At 68.3% G+C, this 18,267-nt stretch carries 14 protein-coding genes; 6 read left to right on the top strand and 8 right to left on the bottom strand.

Annotation, left to right across the window (positions count from 1 at the left end; translation table 11 throughout):
- Positions 1-23: 23 nt before the first annotated feature.
- Both P6144_RS10440 and P6144_RS10435 read left to right on the top strand, forming a co-directional pair.
- Entirely contained in the window at positions 24-1,670 is a 1,647-nt protein-coding gene (locus P6144_RS10440) for a glycoside hydrolase family 43 protein (protein WP_277767694.1), read from the top strand.
- Positions 1,671-1,852: 182 nt separating this feature from the next.
- Positions 1,853-3,619, top strand: a complete 1,767-nt coding sequence (locus tag P6144_RS10435) for a glycoside hydrolase family 9 protein (RefSeq protein ID WP_277767693.1) — start codon at positions 1,853-1,855, stop codon at positions 3,617-3,619.
- Positions 3,620-3,773: 154 nt separating this feature from the next.
- Here the strand turns inward: P6144_RS10435 and P6144_RS10430 are convergent, their stop codons facing one another.
- A complete protein-coding gene (locus tag P6144_RS10430; RefSeq protein WP_277767692.1) occupies positions 3,774-6,164 on the bottom strand; it encodes a glycoside hydrolase family 3 N-terminal domain-containing protein in 2,391 nt (796 codons plus the stop codon).
- A gap of 165 nt (positions 6,165-6,329) precedes the next feature.
- Between P6144_RS10430 and P6144_RS10425 the strand changes: the two genes are divergently transcribed.
- The 4 genes from P6144_RS10425 (at position 6,330) to P6144_RS10410 (ending at position 11,720) form a co-directional block, all read left to right on the top strand.
- Positions 6,330-7,427, top strand: coding sequence for a LacI family DNA-binding transcriptional regulator (locus P6144_RS10425; protein ID WP_277767691.1), 1,098 nt, complete (start codon positions 6,330-6,332; stop codon positions 7,425-7,427).
- A 180-nt stretch (positions 7,428-7,607) separates the two neighbouring features.
- Positions 7,608-9,011, top strand: a complete 1,404-nt coding sequence (locus P6144_RS10420) for a sugar porter family MFS transporter (protein WP_277767690.1) — start codon at positions 7,608-7,610, stop codon at positions 9,009-9,011.
- 159 nt (positions 9,012-9,170) lie between these two features.
- Complete coding sequence (locus tag P6144_RS10415) at positions 9,171-10,949, top strand: IlvD/Edd family dehydratase (protein WP_277767689.1); 1,779 nt, start codon at positions 9,171-9,173, stop codon at positions 10,947-10,949.
- Positions 10,950-11,042: 93 nt separating this feature from the next.
- Positions 11,043-11,720, top strand: coding sequence for a GNAT family N-acetyltransferase (locus P6144_RS10410; RefSeq protein ID WP_277767688.1), 678 nt, complete (start codon positions 11,043-11,045; stop codon positions 11,718-11,720).
- An 82-nt stretch (positions 11,721-11,802) separates the two neighbouring features.
- Here the strand turns inward: P6144_RS10410 and P6144_RS10405 are convergent, their stop codons facing one another.
- From P6144_RS10405 to P6144_RS10375, 7 genes are all read right to left on the bottom strand, one after another.
- Positions 11,803-12,876: an FUSC family protein gene (locus P6144_RS10405; protein ID WP_277767687.1), complete on the bottom strand. Its 1,074-nt coding sequence runs from the start codon at positions 12,874-12,876 to the stop codon at positions 11,803-11,805.
- 116 nt (positions 12,877-12,992) lie between these two features.
- Positions 12,993-13,454, bottom strand: a complete 462-nt coding sequence (locus tag P6144_RS10400) for a MarR family transcriptional regulator (RefSeq protein ID WP_277767686.1) — start codon at positions 13,452-13,454, stop codon at positions 12,993-12,995.
- A gap of 102 nt (positions 13,455-13,556) precedes the next feature.
- Complete coding sequence (locus tag P6144_RS10395; RefSeq protein ID WP_277767685.1) at positions 13,557-14,444, bottom strand: SMP-30/gluconolactonase/LRE family protein; 888 nt, start codon at positions 14,442-14,444, stop codon at positions 13,557-13,559.
- Positions 14,445-14,447: 3 nt separating this feature from the next.
- On the bottom strand, positions 14,448-15,227 hold the full coding sequence (locus P6144_RS10390; protein WP_277767684.1) for an SDR family oxidoreductase: 780 nt from the start codon (positions 15,225-15,227) through the stop codon (positions 14,448-14,450).
- A 66-nt stretch (positions 15,228-15,293) separates the two neighbouring features.
- Complete coding sequence (locus tag P6144_RS10385; protein ID WP_277767683.1) at positions 15,294-16,397, bottom strand: fumarylacetoacetate hydrolase family protein; 1,104 nt, start codon at positions 16,395-16,397, stop codon at positions 15,294-15,296.
- A gap of 111 nt (positions 16,398-16,508) precedes the next feature.
- Positions 16,509-17,180, bottom strand: a complete 672-nt coding sequence (locus P6144_RS10380; protein ID WP_277767682.1) for a thymidylate kinase — start codon at positions 17,178-17,180, stop codon at positions 16,509-16,511.
- A gap of 28 nt (positions 17,181-17,208) precedes the next feature.
- Positions 17,209-18,123: an XRE family transcriptional regulator gene (locus tag P6144_RS10375; RefSeq protein WP_277767681.1), complete on the bottom strand. Its 915-nt coding sequence runs from the start codon at positions 18,121-18,123 to the stop codon at positions 17,209-17,211.
- Positions 18,124-18,267 lie beyond the last annotated feature (144 nt).

The following is an 18,267-nucleotide window of genomic DNA, read 5'->3' as shown; positions in this document are numbered from 1 at the left end:
GGATGACGATAGGTGGGTTGGGGATGATGACGATGGGGCTGGCGGCGCAACCCGCCATCGCCCAGCCGGTCGCGACCTTCTCCAGCTTCACCTATAGCGGCAAGGACGCGCCCGACGCGCTCGTCGCCAGGTCGGGCGACTATCGCAATCCGATCCTCAAGGGCTTCTATCCCGATCCCAGCGTCACCCGCGTCGGTGACGATTTCTACCTCGTCACCTCCACCTTCGGCTGGTTCCCCGGCATCCCGGTCTTCCACAGCCGCGACCTGGTCAACTGGACCCAGATCGGCAACGCGATCGATCGGCCCGGTCAGCTCGATTTCAAGCAGCTCGGCCTGTCGCGCGGCGTCTTCGCGCCGTCGATCCAGGCGAAGGACGGGCTGTTCTACATCCTCAACACCTGCGTCGATTGCGGCGGCAATTTCGTGCTCACCGCGAAGGACCCGGCAGGCCCGTGGAGCGATCCGGTCTGGCTGCCCGATCTGGAGGGCGGCATCGATCCCTCGATGTTCTTCGACGACGATGGCAGCGCCTGGGTGGTCAACAACGGCCCCACCCGCGGCGAGCCGCTCTACCAGGGCCACCGTGCGATCTGGGTGCAGGCGTTCGACCGCAAGACGCTGAAGACCTTCGGCCCGCGCACGCTCCTCGTCGACGGCGGCATCGACATCGCGAAGAAGCCGATCTGGATCGAGGGGCCGCACATCTTCAAGAAGGACGGCTGGTACTATCTCAGCTGCGCCGAGGGCGGCACCGCCGAGGGGCACAGCCAGGTGATCCTGCGCTCCAGATCGGTCACCGGCCCGTACGAAGCCTGGAGCGGCAACCCGATCCTCACCCAGCGCGATCTGCCGCGCGACCGGGCGATGCCGATCACCTCGGCCGGCCATGCCCAGCTCGTCACCACGCCCGACGGCAAATGGTGGGCGACCTTCCTCGCCGTGCGCCCCTATGACGGCGATTTCTACACCACCGGCCGCGAGACCTTCCTGCTGCCGGTGGAATGGAAAGGCGGCTGGCCGGTGATCCTGCCGCCCGCCACGCCGATCCCCTGGACGCATGCCCGCCCCGCGCTGCTGGCGGACAAGGCGCCGATCCCCACCAGCGGCGCCTTCACGATCCGCGACGATTTCCGCGGCAGCCTCCCCGCATATTGGATGATGCTGCGCAACCCGCGCGAGGGCTGGTACCGCACCGGTGCCGCCGGCCTCAGCCTCACCGCACGCGCGCCGGGCCTGGGCGACAACGCCAATCCCAGCTTTCTCGCCCGCCGCCAGCAGCACAGCAATGCGCAGGCCGAAACCCGGGTGCAGTTCGCCCCGCAAAAGGAGGGCGACCGCGCCGGCCTCGTCGTCCTCCAGAACGACGATTACTGGTTCTTCCTCGGCGTGAAGCAGGTCGGCGGCAAGAAGCTGGTCACGCTCGACCAGCGCGAGGGGCCGAACAGTCCGAAGCTCGGCACGACGCTGTTCACTGCGCCCGCGCCCTCCGGCCCCACCCGGCTGCGCATCGCGGTGCAGGGCCGCCGCTACACCTTCAGCTATGCCGCGCTCGGCACCAGCCACGCCTGGAAGCAGCTCGGCACCGTCGAGACCGACAGCCTCACCACCAAGGTCGCGGGCGGCTTTGTCGGCTCGGTCTTCGGCCTGTTCGCCGGGCAGGGGGAGTGAAGCTTCCCCACAATCCTCCCCGGAACGGGGAGGGGGACCGCCGGCCGCAGGTCGGTGGTGGAGGGGGCCCGCTCTCCCCGAAACCTGTCGCTGGGGGAGGGCGGGCCCCCTCCACCAAGCCGTTTCGCGCCTTGGTCCCCCTCCCCGTTCCGGGGAGGAATTTATGGGCATGCCTGCTAGGCTTGTGCTCGGCTCCGCTCCTGCTTGGCGCGCAAACGCCGCCGCCGGTCGCCATCGACGTCAATCAGCTGGGCTTCGAGCCCGGCGACCCCAAGCTCGCCATCCTGCGTGCCGGGGCAGAGGTGAGTGCCTGGGAGTTGCAGGACGATAAGGATCAGGTCGTGATGCGCGGCAGGACCGAACCCTATGGCGACGACGCGGCCTCGGGCCTGACGGTCCAGCGCATCGACTTCTCCGCCTTCCGTACGCCCGGCGCTTATCGGCTTCGCACGGTGCTTGGTGAGAGCCAGAGCTTCCAGATCCGCCCGAACCTCTACGCCCCGCTCGCCCGCGATGCGCTGGCCTTCTTCTACCACCAGCGCGCCGGCGTCCCCATCGAGGCACGCATTGTCGGCGCCAAATGGGCGCGCCCCGCCGGCCACCCGCACGAAGTCGCCACATGCTTCACTGGCAAGGACGAGCGCGACATCCTCTGGCTCGGCGGCTGCCCCTACAGCCTCGACGTGACCGGCGGCTGGTACGATGCCGGCGATCACGGCAAGTACGTCGTCAATGGCGGCATCGCGCTGTGGACGCTGCTCGATGCGCATGAGCGGCGCCCCGCCGCGCTCCCCGCCGGCCCGAACGGCGCCCCCGGCCTGCTCGACGAAGCCCGCACCGAGATGGAGTTCCTGCTCCGCATGCAGGTGCCGGAGGGCACGAAGCTCTCGCTCCCCTCGGGTCCGTTCAAGTTGATCGCGGCGAGCCGGGGCTGGCGATCGGACCCGCCGGACTTCGCCACGCTCGATGCCTCGGGCATGGCGCACCAGAAGGTCGCCGATCGCGCCTGGACCGCGCTCCCCACGCCGCCGCAGAACGACACGCAGGAGCGGCTGCTCTATCCGCCCACCACGTCGGCGACGCTCAACCTCGCCGCCACCGCGGCCCAGTGCGCCCGCATCTGGAAGGGCGCGGACGATGGCTTCGCCGCACGTTGCCTCGCCGCCGCCGAGCGCGCCTTCGCCGCCGCCCTGCGCAACCCGCGGGTCTATGCCACCAACAGCTTCACCGGCTCTGGCGGCTATGGCGACGAGGACGTGTCCGACGAATTCTACTGGGCCGCCGCCGAGCTGTTCGTCACCACCGGCAAGCCCGAATACCGCAAGGCGCTGGAGGCCTCGCCGCACTTCCGCACCGCCCCCGGCGAGCCCGGTTGGCCGCAGACCGCCACGCTCGGCACGATCACCCTGGCGACGCGCCCGTCGAAGCTGCCCGAGGCGGAAGTGAAGCGCCTCCGCGCCGCGCTCGTCGCCACGGCCGATCGCTTCCTCGCCGATGGGGCCAGCAACGGCTACCGCGTCCCGCTCGCCCAATATAGCTGGGGCTCGAACGGCGCGCTGCTCAACCGGGCGATGGTGCTGGGCGTCGCCGGCGACCTGACGCATGACTCGAAATACCGCGCCGGGGTGATCGACGCGATCGACTATGTCCTCGGCCGCAACCCCAACCATGTCTCCTATGTCAGCGGCTACGGCACCCGATCGATGCAGCATCCGCACCACCGCTTCTGGGCGCCGTCGCTCGATCCGGCGCTGCCGGGCCCGCCGCCCGGGGTGCTGTCGGGCGGCGCCAATGCAATCGCGATGGCCGATCCGGTCGCGGCGAAGATGAAGGGCAAATGCGCGCCCCAGCGCTGCTGGGCGGACGACGTCCACGCCTATGCGCTCAACGAAGTCGCAATCAACTGGAACGCCCCGCTGGTCTGGGTGGCAGCGTGGTTGGCGGATTGAAAAATCCTCCCCGGAACGGGGAGGGGGACCGCCGCCGATAGGCGGTGGTGGAGGGGGCCCGCCCTCCACCAATCTTGTCGTTTGAGGAGAGCGGGCCCCCTCCACCAAGCCGCTGCGCGTCTTGGTCCCCCTCCCCGTTCCGGGGAGGAGTTATTCACTCCACCGTCAGCGTCGTGCTCTTCAGCGCCACCGAGTTCGGCCCGGCCGAGATCGTGAACGTCCCCGGCTCCACCACCCGCTTCATCTCGACGTTCCACAGCGACAGGTCCGCCGGGGTCAGCTCGAACGATACCGTTTTCTTCTCGCCCGGCTGCAGCGTCACCCGCTCGAAGCGCTTCAGCTCGATCAGCGGCCGCGTCACGCTCGCCTCGTCGTCGCGCACATAGAGCTGGACCACTTCGTCGCCCGCGCGCTTGCCGGTGTTGGTCACATCGACCTTCACCGTCACCTTGTCCGCCACGCCGATCGTCGCCGATCCCAGCACCGGCTTGCTCACCTCGAAGCTGGTGTAGGAAAGCCCATAGCCGAACGGGTAGAGCGGGCTGGTGTCGCCGAACAGATAGCCGCGCCGCGCCGAGGGCTTCTTGTTGTAGTAGATCGGCAGCTGGCCGACATTGCGCGCGATCGACACGGGCAGCTTGCCGCCCGGGTTGAACCGGCCGAACACCACATCGGCCAGCGCGTTGCCGGTCTGCTCGCCCAGATACCAACCCTCGATCAGCGCCGGCGCCTTGTCGGCCAGATAGTTGACCGCATAGGGCCGGCCGTTGAGCAGGATCACCACCACCGGCTTGCCAAGCGCGAATATCTCCCTGGCCAGCTGGTCCTGCGGCCCGGGCAGGTCGAGATTGTCGCTGTCGCCCAGATGGTCGTCGGCCCAAGCCTCGCGGCTCAGTGCCTCGTTGCCGCCCAGCACCATCACCACGACGTCTGCGTCCTTCGCCGCCGCCACTGCGTCGGCGCGCAGCTTGTCGTTGGTCGCCGCATCGGTGAGCGTCACCTTGTCCTGCGCCCATACGCGCCCTTCGGTCAGCCGCACGCCTTCCGAATAGTCGACCTGGAACTTGCCCTTGCCTTCGGCCTGCATCGCCTCGAGCACCGAGACGACATGGTTCGGCACGTCCGAATAGCCGCCGATCGGCGTGTCCTTCGCATGCGTGCCGATCACCGCCATCCGCTTGATGCCGGCCGCGTCGAGCGGCAGCAGGCCGTTCGCGTTCTTGAGCAGCACCACGCTCTCGCGCGCCGCCTGGCGTGCCAGCGCGATCGCTTCGGGCGTGTTGGTCTTCTTTGCCGCGGTCTTCACATCGGCATAGGGATTCTCGAACAGCCCGCCTTCGAACTTCATCTCGAGCACGCGGCGCACCGCATTGTCGATCTGGCCCTGGCTGACCTTGCCTTCGCGGACCAGCTCCCTGAGGAAATTGAATCCTTCGCCGTCCGGAGTCTCGACATCGACACCGGCATCGATCGCGCGCGCGCCGGCGCCCTTGGCGTCCTTGAACATGTGGTGGCGCGTCACGAGCTCGCGGATCGCGAAATAGTCGCTCACCACCGCACCCTTGAAGCCCCATTCGCCGCGCAGCACGTCGTGCAGCAGCCATTTATTGGCATGGCTCGGGATGCCGTCGATCTCGTTATAGCTCGCCATCACCGCACGCACCGGCAGCTGCGTCACCGCCTTTTCGAACGGCGGGAAGAAGTCCTCGCGCAGCGTGCGCTCGCCGAGCGAGGCGGGGCCGATATTGGTGCCGTTGTCGGGCTGGCCGTGTCCGGTCATGTGCTTCAGCGTGACGAACACCTTGTCCTTGGCCAGGGGCAGGGTGGTGCCCTGGAAGCCGCGGATCGCCGCCAGCCCCATCTCGGAGACGAGATAGGGATCCTCGCCATAGGTCTCCTCGATGCGGCCCCAGCGCGGATCGCGCGCCACGTCCACCACCGGCGCCAGCACCAGGTTGGCGCCGCGCGCCCGCGCCTCGGCGGCGGCGACGCCGAACACCTTCTCCAGCAGCGCGGGGTCCCAGCTCGATGCGAGCGCGATCGATTGCGGGAAGCTCGTCGCGCCCGGCGCCACCAGCCCGTGCAGCGCCTCCTCGTGCATGATCATCGGGATGCCGAGCCGGGTCTTCTCCAGCGCCCATTTCTGCGCGGCGTTGATATAGGTCGCGGTGTCGACGGCGTTGCGGTTGGCGCTCAGGTCGGCGCCGGCATTGCCGGTGCCGGCGGTAACGCCCTTGCGGTCCGACGGGCGCGAGATCATGCCCAGCCCGTTGGGGAAGGCCTGGCTCGCCTTCACCGGATCGAAATCGCCCGTGGGGGTCTGGATGTCGCCCTTCTTCAGCCAGATCGCCACCAGCTGGGCGATCTTCTCGTCCAGCGTCATCCGCCCGATCAGGTCCTCGACGCGCGCGTCGACCGGCTGGCTGGCGTCCTTGTAGAGCGGCTTGTCGGCCTTGACGGTCTGGGCCTGCGCCGGAACGGCGAGGACCGGAGTCAGCGCGGTGGCGGCGATGGCAAGCGCGGCGATGCGGCGGAAATGGCGCACGTTCCTCTCCCTCTGTCTCTATGCTGTGCGGCGTTCGATCGCCGCTCTTGTCTGCGTTATGGTAGCGCTATCACTACCAATGTAAATTCGGAAGGGTCAACCGCCACATTCGAACCGTTTCCATGCCGATTGCATTTACCGTAACTGCGGCATATCCCCGAAACGATGAGCAGACCCAGCCGTAGAAGCCGTGGCACGGTCACCGTACAGGATGTCGCACGCGCCGCCGGCGTTTCCGCGATGACGGTTTCTCGCGTGGTCAATGGCGGATCCAATGTCCGGGAGACCACCCGCCAGGCCGTCCTCGAAGCGATCGACAAGCTCAATTACTCGCCCAACAGCGCGGCGCGCAGTCTTGCGGCAGGGGAGGCCACCCAGATCGGCCTGCTCTATTCGAACCCGTCGGCCGCCTATCTCTCGCAATTCCTGATCGGCGCGCTCGCCGCCGCCCGCCGTGCCGGCTGCCATCTCGTCCTCGAAGCCTGTGAAGGCGAGCGTGCGGACGAGCAGGCCGAGGCGACCCGCCAGTTCGCCGCCACCAGCGTGGAAGGCGTGATCCTGCCGCCGCCGCTCTCCGAAGCCGCGCCGGTCCGCGCCGAGCTCGAGACCGCCGGCATCCCCTGGGTCTCGGTCGCGATGGGCCTGCCGCCCGAGCGCAGCCTCAACGTCCGCATCGACGATTGCGGCGCCGCCGCCGCGATGACCAGGCATCTGATCGATCTCGGCCACCGCAACATCGGCTTCATCCGCGGCAACCCGAACCAGACCTCCTCGGCCGAGCGCCATCGCGGCTTCCTCAAGGCAGTCGAGGATGCCGGGCTCGACGTGAAGGCGATGCCGGTCGAGCAGGGCTATTTCACTTTCCGCTCGGGCATCGTCGCGGCCGAGCGGCTGCTCGATCGCAAGGATCCGCCCACTGCGATCTTCGCCTCGAACGACGACATGGCCGCCGCCGCCGTCGGCGTTGCGCATCGCCGCGGGCTGCACGTGCCGCAGGACATCAGCATCGTCGGCTTCGACGACACGGCGCTCGCCACCACCATGTGGCCCGAGCTCACCACCGTCCGCCAGCCGATCGCGGCGATGGCCGAAAGCGCGCTCACGCTGATGCTCGCCCGCCTGCGCGCCCACCGCGCCGGCACCACCGACAAGCTCGAGGAGCAGGTGCTCGATCACGAGCTGATCCTGCGCGAATCCTCCGGCCCGCCGCCCAAGGCAGGCGCGCCCAAGCCGGCGGCGACGGGCAAGGCGCTCCGACGCTGAAATTCCCCTCCCGGCAGGGAGGGGGACCGGCAGGGGCTTGGCCCTCCACCCAAACAGGTCCAGCATCGCCGATGCGGCGCGGAGTCGGCATCCCAAGGGCTTGCTTTTCCCTTCGGAACGAGCCACCGTTACCGCTAACAATGCCGCCCGAACGGGGCCGCGATGGAGGGGACGAATAGAATGACTCAATCGGCTGAGAGGGTGAATATCGCCCTCGTCATCGCCGTAGTCGCGGTGGCGACGATCGGCGGCTTCATGTTCGGGTTCGACAGCGGTGTCATCAACGGCACGCACAAGGGCCTCGCCGAGACCTTCGGCGTCGGCACGCTGGGCGAGGGCCTGCTCACCGGCGCGCTGCTGATCGGGTGTGCCGCGGGCGCGTTCGGCGCGGGCCGCCTGGCCGACATGATCGGCCGCCGCAACGTGATGATGCTCGCCGCGGTCCTGTTCATCTGCAGCGCGCTCGCCTCGGGCGGTGCCCCGTCGCCGCTGATCTTCATCCTCGCGCGCTTCGTGGGCGGCCTCGGCGTCGGCGCGGCCAGCGTCACTGCGCCGGTCTATATCAGCGAGATGACTCCGGCGGGCATTCGCGGCCGCATGTCGAGCGTCCAGCAGATCATGATCATCACCGGCCTCACCGGTGCATTCGTCTCCAACTATTATTTCCAGCAGGCAGCCGGCACTTCGACTGCCGAGATCTGGGGCCATCCGGCCTGGCGCTGGATGCTGTGGGTCCAGGTGATCCCGGCGACCATCTATTTGCTCGCGCTCTTCTCGATCCCCGAAAGCCCGCGCTATCTGGTGCTCAAGGGCAATTCCGAAAAGGCGCTGCAGGTGCTCACCAGCCTGTTCGGCGCCACCGCCGCCCAGGCCAAGGTCGCCGAGATCCGCGCCTCGCTCAGCGCCGATCATCGTCCGCGCCTGTCGGACCTGATCGATCCGGTGAAGGGCGGCCTGCGCCCGGTGCTGTGGGCGGGCCTGCTGCTCGCGGTGTTCCAGCAGCTCGTCGGCATCAACGTGATCTTCTATTACGGTGCCACGCTGTGGCAGCTCGCCGGCTTCAGCGAGGCGGACGCGCTGCGCAACAACATCGTCTCGGGCGCGGTCTCGATCGGCGCCTGCATCTTCACCATCCTCACGATCGACCGCATCGGCCGCAAGCCGCTGCTGCTGATCGGCTCGGCCGGCATGGCGGTCGCGCTGTTCGCGATGGTCTTCACCTTCAGCACCGGCAGCCTCGATGCGGCCCACAAGCTGACGCTGTCGAAGGACATGGGCACCTACGCCTTCTACGCGGCGAACGCCTATGTGATCTTCTTCAACCTCAGCTGGGGCCCGGTGATGTGGGTGATGCTCGGCGAGATGTTCCCCAACCAGATCCGCGGCTCGGCGCTGGCGGTGTGCGGCCTCGCGCAATGGGCGGCGAACTTCGCGATCAGCCTCACCTTCCCGAGCATGGCCGCCAATCTCGGCCTCACCGTCAGCTACACCTTCTACGGCGTCTGCGCGGTGATCAGCTTCTTCCTGGTCCAGAAGTTCATCCACGAGACCAAGGGCAAGGAACTGGAGGCGATGGAGGGGTAAAATTCCTCCCCGGAACGGGGAGGGGGACCGCGCCCGAAGGGCGTGGTGGAGGGGGCCCGCTCTCCTCAGGCTCTTTTGTTGGTGGAGGGCGGGGCCCCCTCCACCATGCTTCGCATGGTCCCCCTCCCCGTGCCGGGGAGGAGTTTTTTGGAGCATGTTATGACTACCCGCACCCCCGTCCGTCCGTTCCGCTCGCGCGAATGGTTCGCCGCGCCCGGCCGCGCCGACATGGCGGCGCTCTATCTCGAGCGCTTCATGAACTACGGCATCACGCCCGAGGAGCTGACGTCGGGCAAGCCGATCATCGGCATTGCGCAGTCCGGCAGCGACATCGCCCCGTGCAACCGCATCCATCTCGAGACGGTCAAGCGCGCCCGCGCCGGCATCCTCGCGGCGGGCGGCGTGCCGATGGAATTCCCGCTCCACCCGATCTTCGAGAATTGCCGCCGTCCGACCGCGGCGCTCGATCGCAACCTCGCCTATCTCGGCCTGGTCGAGATCCTCAACGGCTATCCGATCGACGCGGTGATCCTCACCACCGGCTGCGACAAGACCACGCCCAGCTCGCTGATGGCCGCCTCCACTGTCGATATCCCGGCGATCGTCCTGTCGGGCGGCCCGATGCTCGATGGCTGGCACGAAGGCGAGCTGGTCGGCTCGGGCACCGTGATCTGGCGCTCGCGCCGCAAGATGGCGGCCGGCGAGATCGACGAGGCCGAGTTCCTCAAGCGCGCGATGGAAAGCGCGCCCTCCTCGGGCCATTGCAACACGATGGGCACCGCCTCGACGATGAACAGCATCGCCGAGGGCCTGGGCATGTCGCTCCCCGGCTGCGCGATGATCCCGGCGCCCTATCGCGAGCGCGGCCAGATGGCCTATGAGACGGGCAAGCGCATCGTCGAAATGGCCTATGAGGACCTGCGCCCCTCGAACATCCTGACGCGCGCCAGCTTCCTCAACGCGATCAAGCTGCTCACCGCGATCGGCGGCTCGACCAACGCCCAGCCGCATCTCGACGCGATGGCCCGCCACGCCGGCATCGAGATCACCCCCGACGACTGGCGCACGGGCTACGACCTGCCGCTGGTGGTCAACATGCAGCCCGCCGGCCAATTCCTCTCCGAGCGCTTCCACCGCGCCGGCGGCATCCCCGCCGTGCTCACCGAGATGCTTGCCAATGGCGCGCTCGACGGCGGCGTGATGACCTGCACCGGCAAGACGCTCGCCGAGAACATCGCCGATAGCCATGTCAGCGACCGCGAGGTGATCTTCGACTGGGACAAGCCGCTCAAGCAGAAGGCCGGCTTCCTCGTCCTCTCGGGCAACCTCTTCGACATGGCGATCATGAAGACCAGCGTGATCGGCGAGGATTTCCGCGCCCGCTATCTCTCGCGCCCCGGCGCCGAGGGCGTGTTCGAGGGCCGCGCGATCGTGTTCGACGGCTCGGACGATTATCACCACAACATCAACGATCCGGCGCTGAACATCGACTCCAATTGCATCCTGGTGATCCGCGGCTCGGGCCCGATCGGCTGGCCCGGCTCGGCCGAGGTGGTCAACATGCAGCCGCCCGATCACTTGATCCAGCAGGGCATCATGAGCCTGCCGACCCTGGGCGACGGCCGCCAGTCGGGCACCTCGGACAGCCCCTCGATCCTCAACGCCTCGCCTGAGAGCGCGGCAGGCGGCGGGCTCGCCTGGCTGCGCACCGGCGACACCATCCGCATCGACCTCAATGCCGGCACCTGCGACGCGCTGGTGGAGGCGGACGAGATCGCCCGCCGCAAGGCCGAGCCCGCCCCGCCGATCCCGGCGAGCAACACCCCCTGGGAAGAGCTCTACCGCGAAAAGGTCGGCCAGCTCGGCGAGGGCGGCGTCCTCGATTTCGCGCTGAAGTACCGCCGCACGAGCGAGAAGGTGCCAAGGCACAATCACTAGATGCGGGAGGGGGTGTGCGCCCCAGTCGTCATCCCGACGAAAGCCGGGATGACGGAGTTTGATTGCAGGGAAAGAGCGGAGCAAAACACCCCCATGCATCCGCTCGACAATCCGGCCTGGGCCGCGCTCTGCACCAGCCAGAAGCACATCGCCCGTAGCAACGGCCTCGCCCAGCGTTACGAGTCCGATTATGCCATCTTCGCCACCGCGGTGAACCACAGCTACGAGCCGCTCGCCGCGCTCGGTGCGCTCATCGCCAAAACCGGCCCTGCGATTGTCCTCGAGAAGGACCCCCTCCCGCCGGTGCCGAACACGATCGTCCAGAAGCACCGGATGGGCGTCCAGATGCTCGCCGAGGCGCCACTCGCCGCCGATCCGGACTTCGCTTTCCACGACCTCACCGACGCCGATGCGCCCGAGATGCTCGCGCTCGCCACGCTGACCGAGCCCGGTCCCTTCTTCGCCCGCACCCACCGGCTCGGCCGCTTCATCGGCATCCGCCGCGAGGGGAAGCTGATCGCCATGGCCGGCGAGCGGATGCGGACGCACGGCTTCACCGAAGTGAGCGGCGTCTGCACCCATCCCGATTTCCGCGGGCTCGGCCTTGCCGGCAGGCTGATGCGCGAAGTCGCCGCACGCATCGTGGAAAGCGGGGAAGTGCCCTTCCTCCACGCCTATGCCGACAATGCAGGCGCGATCGGCCTCTATGAGCGCCTCGGCTATCGCTGGCGCGCGGATATCCACGTCACGATGCTGGCGCCGGCCGCGTAACCGTCATCCCGGCGAAAGCCGGGATCTCAGGCGATGGCGGGAAAAGAGTCGCACGAGGTCCCGGCTTTCGCCGGGATGACGGTTATTGTTCAGCCCCGCGCGCCAGCCACCGGTCCATCGCCCAATTGGCCAGCAGGATCACCGCCGCGCCGCCGATCGTCGCGATCAGCCGGTCTTCGAGCAGTCCGGCGCGGCCTTCGCTGCCCGCGTCCATCGCCAGCAGGATCACCGGGGTAGAGAGCAGGCAATAGACCGCATAATTGCCGGCGCGGGCGAGCGGTGCGGCGACGCCGAGCAGCACCACCGTCGCCGCCAGCGCGACCTGTCCGGGCGCCAGCAGCAGGATCAGTCTGGCCAGTGCCACGCCGGCCAGCGTGCCCGCCACGCGCTGGGTGATCTGCACCGGCAGATGCTCGATCGTGCGCGGAGTGAGCAGCGCGATGGTCAGCACGATCCAGCCGAAATGCCGCTCGGGCCACAGGTCGCGCAGCAGCAGCGCGGCGGTCAGCCCGAAGCCGAGCCGGATCGGATATTGCCAGCCCTGGAGCGTACGCATTGTGCGCCGAAAGTGGTGCCTGCGCTGGTCGAAGGTGACGACCCGGGCAGGCGGTGTCTCAATGGCGGGCGCGGGGGCAGGGGCGTGGCGCCTGCCGAACAACCGGCGCAGCACTGCCCGCCACAGCGCGCCGATCCCGAACAGCAGCGCCGCGCCGCCGCGATGCGCGCCGCCGCTTCCCGATGCCGCCAGCCCCAGGTTGAGGATCAGGAAGACGATGAAGCGTATCGCGCCGCCCGCCGCCGGCCGGCTCCAGTTGACGCCGGTCGCCGCCGCCACGCTCAGCACCACCATCGCCGCATCGCCCCAGGGCGCGCGGCTCAGCAGCATCGCCACCGGCACGGCGAGGAGCGCCGGCACGATCGCCGCGCCCCAGCCATGCCCGCCCTCGGCCTGTTGTCCGGGCACTTCGGCAGAGAGCAGCATCGATCCCAGCCCGATCACCAGTCCCATGCCCGGCCGGCCCAGCGCGAAGCCGGTCAGCACCGGCACCCCCATCGCGAACAACGCGATCGCCAGGGTGCGCGGAGTCAGCCTTTCGGTCGGCGTCCAGCGGAGCGCCTCGCGCAGATGTGCGTGATGCTTCGTCGACAAGCGCATGTCGGCGTGTCTTTCGTGCGGGAGGGGCGGGGGAGGGAGTGGAAGGGAGCGGAAGGGGTCGATGTTCAGGCAATCCTCCCCCTGGCGGGGGAGGATAATGCGCTGCAGATCTGTCTTCAGCCGGTGTCGGCTTCGCGGCCGATCTCGATCAGCGTGGCGAGCACTTCGCGGGCATGGTGCAACTTTTCGGCGTCCAGTCGTTCTGCAAGCGTCGCGTCGATTGCTTCGCGCGCGGCGATCTGGGTGTCGGCAGCGGCGCGCCCGCGCTCGGTCAGCGTCACGGTCAGCCGGCGGCGGTCCTCGGGATCGATCTGCCGGTCGAGATAGCCGCGCAGCACCAGCGCATCGACCAGCTGTCCGGCCGCCTGTTTGGAGACGCGCAGCTCGCGAATGATTTGCGATAGCGGTGCCTCGCCCAGCGCCAGCGCGCCGATCACGTAGAGCCCGTTGCCGGGAATGTCGTCATAGCCACGCTCGGCCAGCGCCGCCCGCATCGCCGCGCCATAGGTGTGCCGCGCGTGCCGCAGCAGCGCCGGCATGGCGACCTGGAGCAGGGGCGAGGGGGCATCGTCGGACATGAAAGCCCGTTTACAGTCCAAAAACTTGATAGTCAATTAAATTGACTATTCCGACTGGAGGAGGCCCTGACCCGCGCAACCTTCGCAACCTTAAGTGTCCGCTCAGGCGCCTTCGCGGATCAGCGTACCCGCCACCCCCGGCACCGAGACGGTGAAGGAGAAAAGGTCGCCCGCGCGGGGGTTTGCGGCCTTTTCCTCGGGGCTCAGATGCTTGTTGGCGGTGGTAGCGAACACGGTCTTCAGGTCGGGCCCGCCAAAGGCGATCTTGGTGATGGCATCCACCTGGAAGGCGACGACTTCCAGCAGTTCGCCCGCCGGCGAATAGCGCCGCACCGCCGATCCCTTGTAGAGGCCCACCCACAGGCAGCCCTCGGCATCCACCGTCGGCCCGTCGGGATAGCCTTCCTCATTGGAAATGCGGGCGAATTCCCGCCGGTTGGTCAGGTTGCCATCGGCGCCCAGGTCGCAGGCGAAGATCACCCCGCCCAGCGTGTCGATATGGTAGAGCGTCCTGCCGTCGGGGCTCACCGCGGGGCCGTTGGTGATCGAGCAGGGCGGGCTCGACGCCAGGCAGGTGCCGTCCGCCGCCAGCCGGTAGATCGCTCCGCTGTCCGCCGCCTCGCTGTCGTCCATCGTGCCCAGCCACAGCCGGCCCTGCGGATCGACGGTGGCGTCGTTCAGCCGGTTGCCCGGCAGGTGCGGCTCGGGGTCGACCAGCGGGGTGAAGCTGCCGTCCACGGGGTTGAAGCGGGCGAGCCCGGTCTGCAGCCCGGCGACGAACCCGCCGCTCTCGGCAGGCAGCACGAAGCCCACCTGCGCCGGGGCGTCCCAGCTGCGCTTGTCACCGTTCGCAGGGTCGTAGCGATGGACCTTGTGGCCCTTGATGTCGACGAACCACAGCGCGGCGTCGCGCGCCACCCAGACGGGTCCTTCGAGCAGGGGCGCGGCGAGCGACCAGACGCTCTCTGGCGCCGACGTCACCACGCCCATGGCTCAGCGCCAGCCCGCGTCGACGAAATACTCGTGGCCGGTCACCAGCCGGGCATCGTCGGAGGCGAGGAACAGCGCCATCGCGGCGATGTCCTCGGGTACCAGCCGGCCCTTCAGGCACTGGGCGTTGACGATCTCGGCCTCGCCCTCGGGCGTGTACCATTTCATCTGGCGCGGGGTCTTCACATTGCCCGGCACGATGCAGACCGAGCGGATATTGTCCGGCCCCAGGTCGCGCGCCATGCTGCGGGTCAGCCCCTCGATCCCGGCCTTGGCGGTCTGGTAGAGGATCAGCCCCTCCAGCGCGAGGTGCCACGAGATCGAGCCCATGTTGATGATCACGCCGGCGCCCTTGGCCTTCATCCCCGGGATCACCGCCTGGGCGCAGAAGAACAGGTGCTTCAGGTTCACGTTGATCCGGTTTTCCCAATAGGCTTCCGTCACTTCCTCGATGCTGTGGCGGTCGTCATTGGCGGCGTTGTTGATCAGCACGTCGAAGGCGCCGAAATCCTCGATCAATCGCGCGATCTTGGCCTGGGCGCCGGCCACGTCGGTCAGGTCGCACGGCTCGAACACGGGCGGCTGCGGTTCGCCCGACAGGCTCTCCACCAGCGCCCTGGAATCCGCCTCGGCGATGTCGAAGAAGGTCACGTCGGCACCCTGGCGGACAAAGCCTTCGACCAGCCCGGCGCCGATGCCCGATCCGCCGCCGGTGATCAGCACCCGCTTGCCCTTCAGGCTGGGATAGGCGGCGCGCTGATCGCGGCTGTTGGTCACGGTCATGGGATCAGCTTCCGACATGAGAAAAGAATACCTTGGAAAAGCGTGTTGGGTGTCCGGGCAGCGCGCTCATAGCAGGCCGCGGCCCGCCAGGTTGCGCATCAGTTCGCGGATGCCGAAGGTCCAGGGCGCAGCGGCCTTGGAGGTGGTGACGCGGTTGACGAGGCTGCCGAGCCTGGGGCTCGAGATGCGCACCACGTCGCCGTCCTTGTGGGTGAAGCCGCGGCCGGGATGGTCGCGGTCCTGGATCGGGGCGAACAGCGTGCCCAGGAACAGCGCGAAGCCGTCGGGATACTGGTGTTCGCTCAGCGCCTGGCGGACCAGGTCGGTGGGATCGCGGCTGATCTGGCTCATCTTGTTGGCGCCCTCGAGCCGGTAGCCTTCCGGCCCGTCGATCACCAGGTCGACCTGCGCCTGGCGGACATCGTCCATCGTGAAGCTGGCGTCGAACAGGCGGATGAACGGCCCCAGCGCGGTCGAGGCGTTGTTGTCCTTGGCCTTGCCGAGCAGCAGCGCGCTGCGCCCCTCGAAGTCGCGCAGGTTTACGTCGTTGCCCAGCGTCGCCCCCCTGGGCGTACCGGTCTTGTCGACGATCAGCACCACTTCGGGCTCGGGGTTGTTCCAGTCGCTGTCCGATCGAACGCCGATATCGGCACCCGTGCCTACCGCGGAGAGCACCGGCGCCTTGGTGAACACCTCGGCATCCGGGCCGATCGCGACTTCCAGATATTGCGACCACATGCCCGCCTCGATCAGCGCGGCCTTGAGGTTCGCCGCCTCGGGCGTGCCGGGGACGACCGAGCGGATGCCCGATCCCACCTTGGCTTCCAGGTCGCCGCGGATCTCGGATGCCTTGTCGGCATCGCCGCGCGCGCGCTCCTCGATCACCCGCTCGATCGCCGAGAGCGCGAAGGTCACGCCGCAGGCCTTGACGCATTGCAGGTCGATCGGCGCGAGCAGCACGGGGCCGGTATCGCTACCAATTTCGGACACCGCGCCGATGTCGGTGCCTGCGGCGCTCGCCGGATCGGGAAGGTCGAGCAGGTCGGAAACGGTGGGAGCGGTCGCCGAGACGTCGTAGATGCGTCCGCCGCGCAGGATCACGGGGCTGGGGCCCGCGCCGGTCAGGACGCGGCCAACCAGAACCGCTTCGGAATAATCGACAGGCAGCATTTCCGCCGGAGACGCGTTCAAGATCCTCTCGCCCCAAACTCTGTTTTTGATAGCGCTACCATGCTGCCTCGCGGGGTAGGCTGTCAAGCCGCTGCCAGTCCCTTTCCGGTGCTATTCCGGCAGCTTCGCGATGTGATCGAGGATATCGCCGACGATATCGCCAGGCGCCCGCATCGTGCCCTCGGCGCTGGCGTGCACGATCTGCCAGGGTCCGAGCAGGTTCGCACCGACGATCGACTCGTAGTTGGCCCGGACGCGCTGCTGTAGCGCCACGTCCGCCTCATATTCGTCGAAGCTCTTGGCGGTATAGCTGCGCTCGGCCTTTTGCAGGATCAGTGTGCGCGCCAGATCCCAGGGCGTGTCGAGATAGATCGACAGGGCAGGGGCGGGCAGCGCGAACTGGCCGGTCTCGAGCGCCAGGATCCACTCCATCAGCGCCCGGCTCTCCTCCGGCGGCACGCGCGCGCCCTGATAGGCCATGTTCGAGGCGACATAGCGATCGAAGATCAGCACATCATGCGCCGCGACGGCCGCGAGGATCGCGTCGCGCCACTCGAACCGGTCGAGTGCATAGAGCGTCGCGGCGGCGTGCGGGCTCACCGGCACGGGCATGTCGCCGGCCAGGTACCGGCCGATCGTCACTCCCGCCACGGTCTCGCCATAGCGCGGGAAGCCGATCACGGTCGCGCGCTTGCCCGCAGCCTGCAGCGTCTCGCAGAGCAGGCGCGAAGTGGTGTTCTTGCCGACGCCGTCGGCGCCCTCGATCGCGACGATGATCCCCATGGGCGCCTGCCCTAGCAAGGCGCAGCGATCAGAGGAAGACGGCGGAGATGATCGCGGCCAGGCTCGCCGGATCGCAATCGTCGAGCGACACTTCCAGATCGGGATTGACGCTGTAGCCGATCATCCGCCCGTCGCGGCCCGAGGCGACCGAGAGCAGCCGCCAGTCCTCGCCGTCGCGCAGCGCGACGAGGCCGCCAGGTACCGGCAGCCGATCCGGATCGGCGACGACGGTGGCCTGGGCAGGCAGGCCGCCGCCCAGCGTGGCGCGGCCGACCTTGAGGCCGAAGGCACGCGGGCCGGCGATGTGCGGCGCCTCGACGGTCTCGCCGGTCGGCTGGTTGCCGATCAGCCCGTTCGGGCGCGGCGCGCCATAGACCGGCACGAGATGGAGCGCCGCCACCGGGCCGCCTGCGGGCAGCGGCATTGCCGTGGCAGCGGGCGCCGGTGCGGGCGCCTGGCCCTCGAGAGCCGCCCGGAGCTCGGCGATCTTCTCACGCGTGCGCGCGTGCCGGGCCTCGGGATTGGCGATGCCGGCGAGGAAGCTGTCGAGCTGGCCTGCGGCGTGGCGTTGCTCCACGCCTTCGCGCAACGCGGCTTCCCCGGCCACGCCGAACAGCGCGTAGAGCGATTGCTGGACCGCGGCGTTCCAGCGGCCGAAATGCTTCTGGGCGTTCTCGATGCGCGAGAGATTGACCGGGGGCAGGCCGAAATCGCGTTCGATCACGGCAATGGTCAGCTCGCGATCGAGCGTGCGGCGCGCGCGCACCGCAGCGCCGAGCAGCACCGCGAACCGTTCTTCCACCAGGTCGAGCTCGGCCCCGTCGCCGAACGGTTCGGCCCAGGCCGCGATGTCGAAGCCCGGCGCGTCGATGTCGATCAGCAGGTCGGTCGGCGCGATGCCGAGCGCGGCGGCGATGCGGCGCAGCTCGTCCGGCCGCGCCACCACCTCGCCCCGCTCGATCTTCGAAAGACGAATATAAGGTATCTCAGGGATAATTGCGGAAAGGCGAAGAAGTTTCGAGAATCCATTCCGCTGCCGCTGCTCGCGGACATGGTTTGGAAATACTATTGCACGATTGAAATCGAT

The organism is Sphingomonas sp. HITSZ_GF, from assembly GCF_029543155.1.
Taxonomy (GTDB): domain Bacteria; phylum Pseudomonadota; class Alphaproteobacteria; order Sphingomonadales; family Sphingomonadaceae; genus Sphingomonas.
Note: the sequence above shows the minus strand (reverse complement) of the source record. Positions and strands in the feature narration are given on the sequence as shown.

Bases quoted from the DNA above. Each gene is read 5' to 3' on its own strand.
- P6144_RS10390 (WP_277767684.1), bottom strand. From the start codon at position 15,227: ATGACCGTGACCAACAGCCGCGATCAGCGCGCCGCCTATCCCAGCCTG.
- P6144_RS10410 (WP_277767688.1), top strand. From the start codon at position 11,043: ATGCATCCGCTCGACAATCCGGCCTGGGCCGCGCTCTGCACCAGCCAG.
- P6144_RS10380 (WP_277767682.1), bottom strand. From the start codon at position 17,180: ATGGGGATCATCGTCGCGATCGAGGGCGCCGACGGCGTCGGCAAGAAC.
- P6144_RS10420 (WP_277767690.1), top strand. From the start codon at position 7,608: ATGACTCAATCGGCTGAGAGGGTGAATATCGCCCTCGTCATCGCCGTA.
- P6144_RS10440 (WP_277767694.1), top strand. From the start codon at position 24: ATGATGACGATGGGGCTGGCGGCGCAACCCGCCATCGCCCAGCCGGTC.
- P6144_RS10425 (WP_277767691.1), top strand. From the start codon at position 6,330: ATGAGCAGACCCAGCCGTAGAAGCCGTGGCACGGTCACCGTACAGGAT.
- P6144_RS10400 (WP_277767686.1), bottom strand. From the start codon at position 13,454: ATGTCCGACGATGCCCCCTCGCCCCTGCTCCAGGTCGCCATGCCGGCG.
- P6144_RS10415 (WP_277767689.1), top strand. From the start codon at position 9,171: ATGACTACCCGCACCCCCGTCCGTCCGTTCCGCTCGCGCGAATGGTTC.
- P6144_RS10385 (WP_277767683.1), bottom strand. From the start codon at position 16,397: ATGCTGCCTGTCGATTATTCCGAAGCGGTTCTGGTTGGCCGCGTCCTG.
- P6144_RS10405 (WP_277767687.1), bottom strand. From the start codon at position 12,876: ATGCGCTTGTCGACGAAGCATCACGCACATCTGCGCGAGGCGCTCCGC.
- P6144_RS10395 (WP_277767685.1), bottom strand. From the start codon at position 14,444: ATGGGCGTGGTGACGTCGGCGCCAGAGAGCGTCTGGTCGCTCGCCGCG.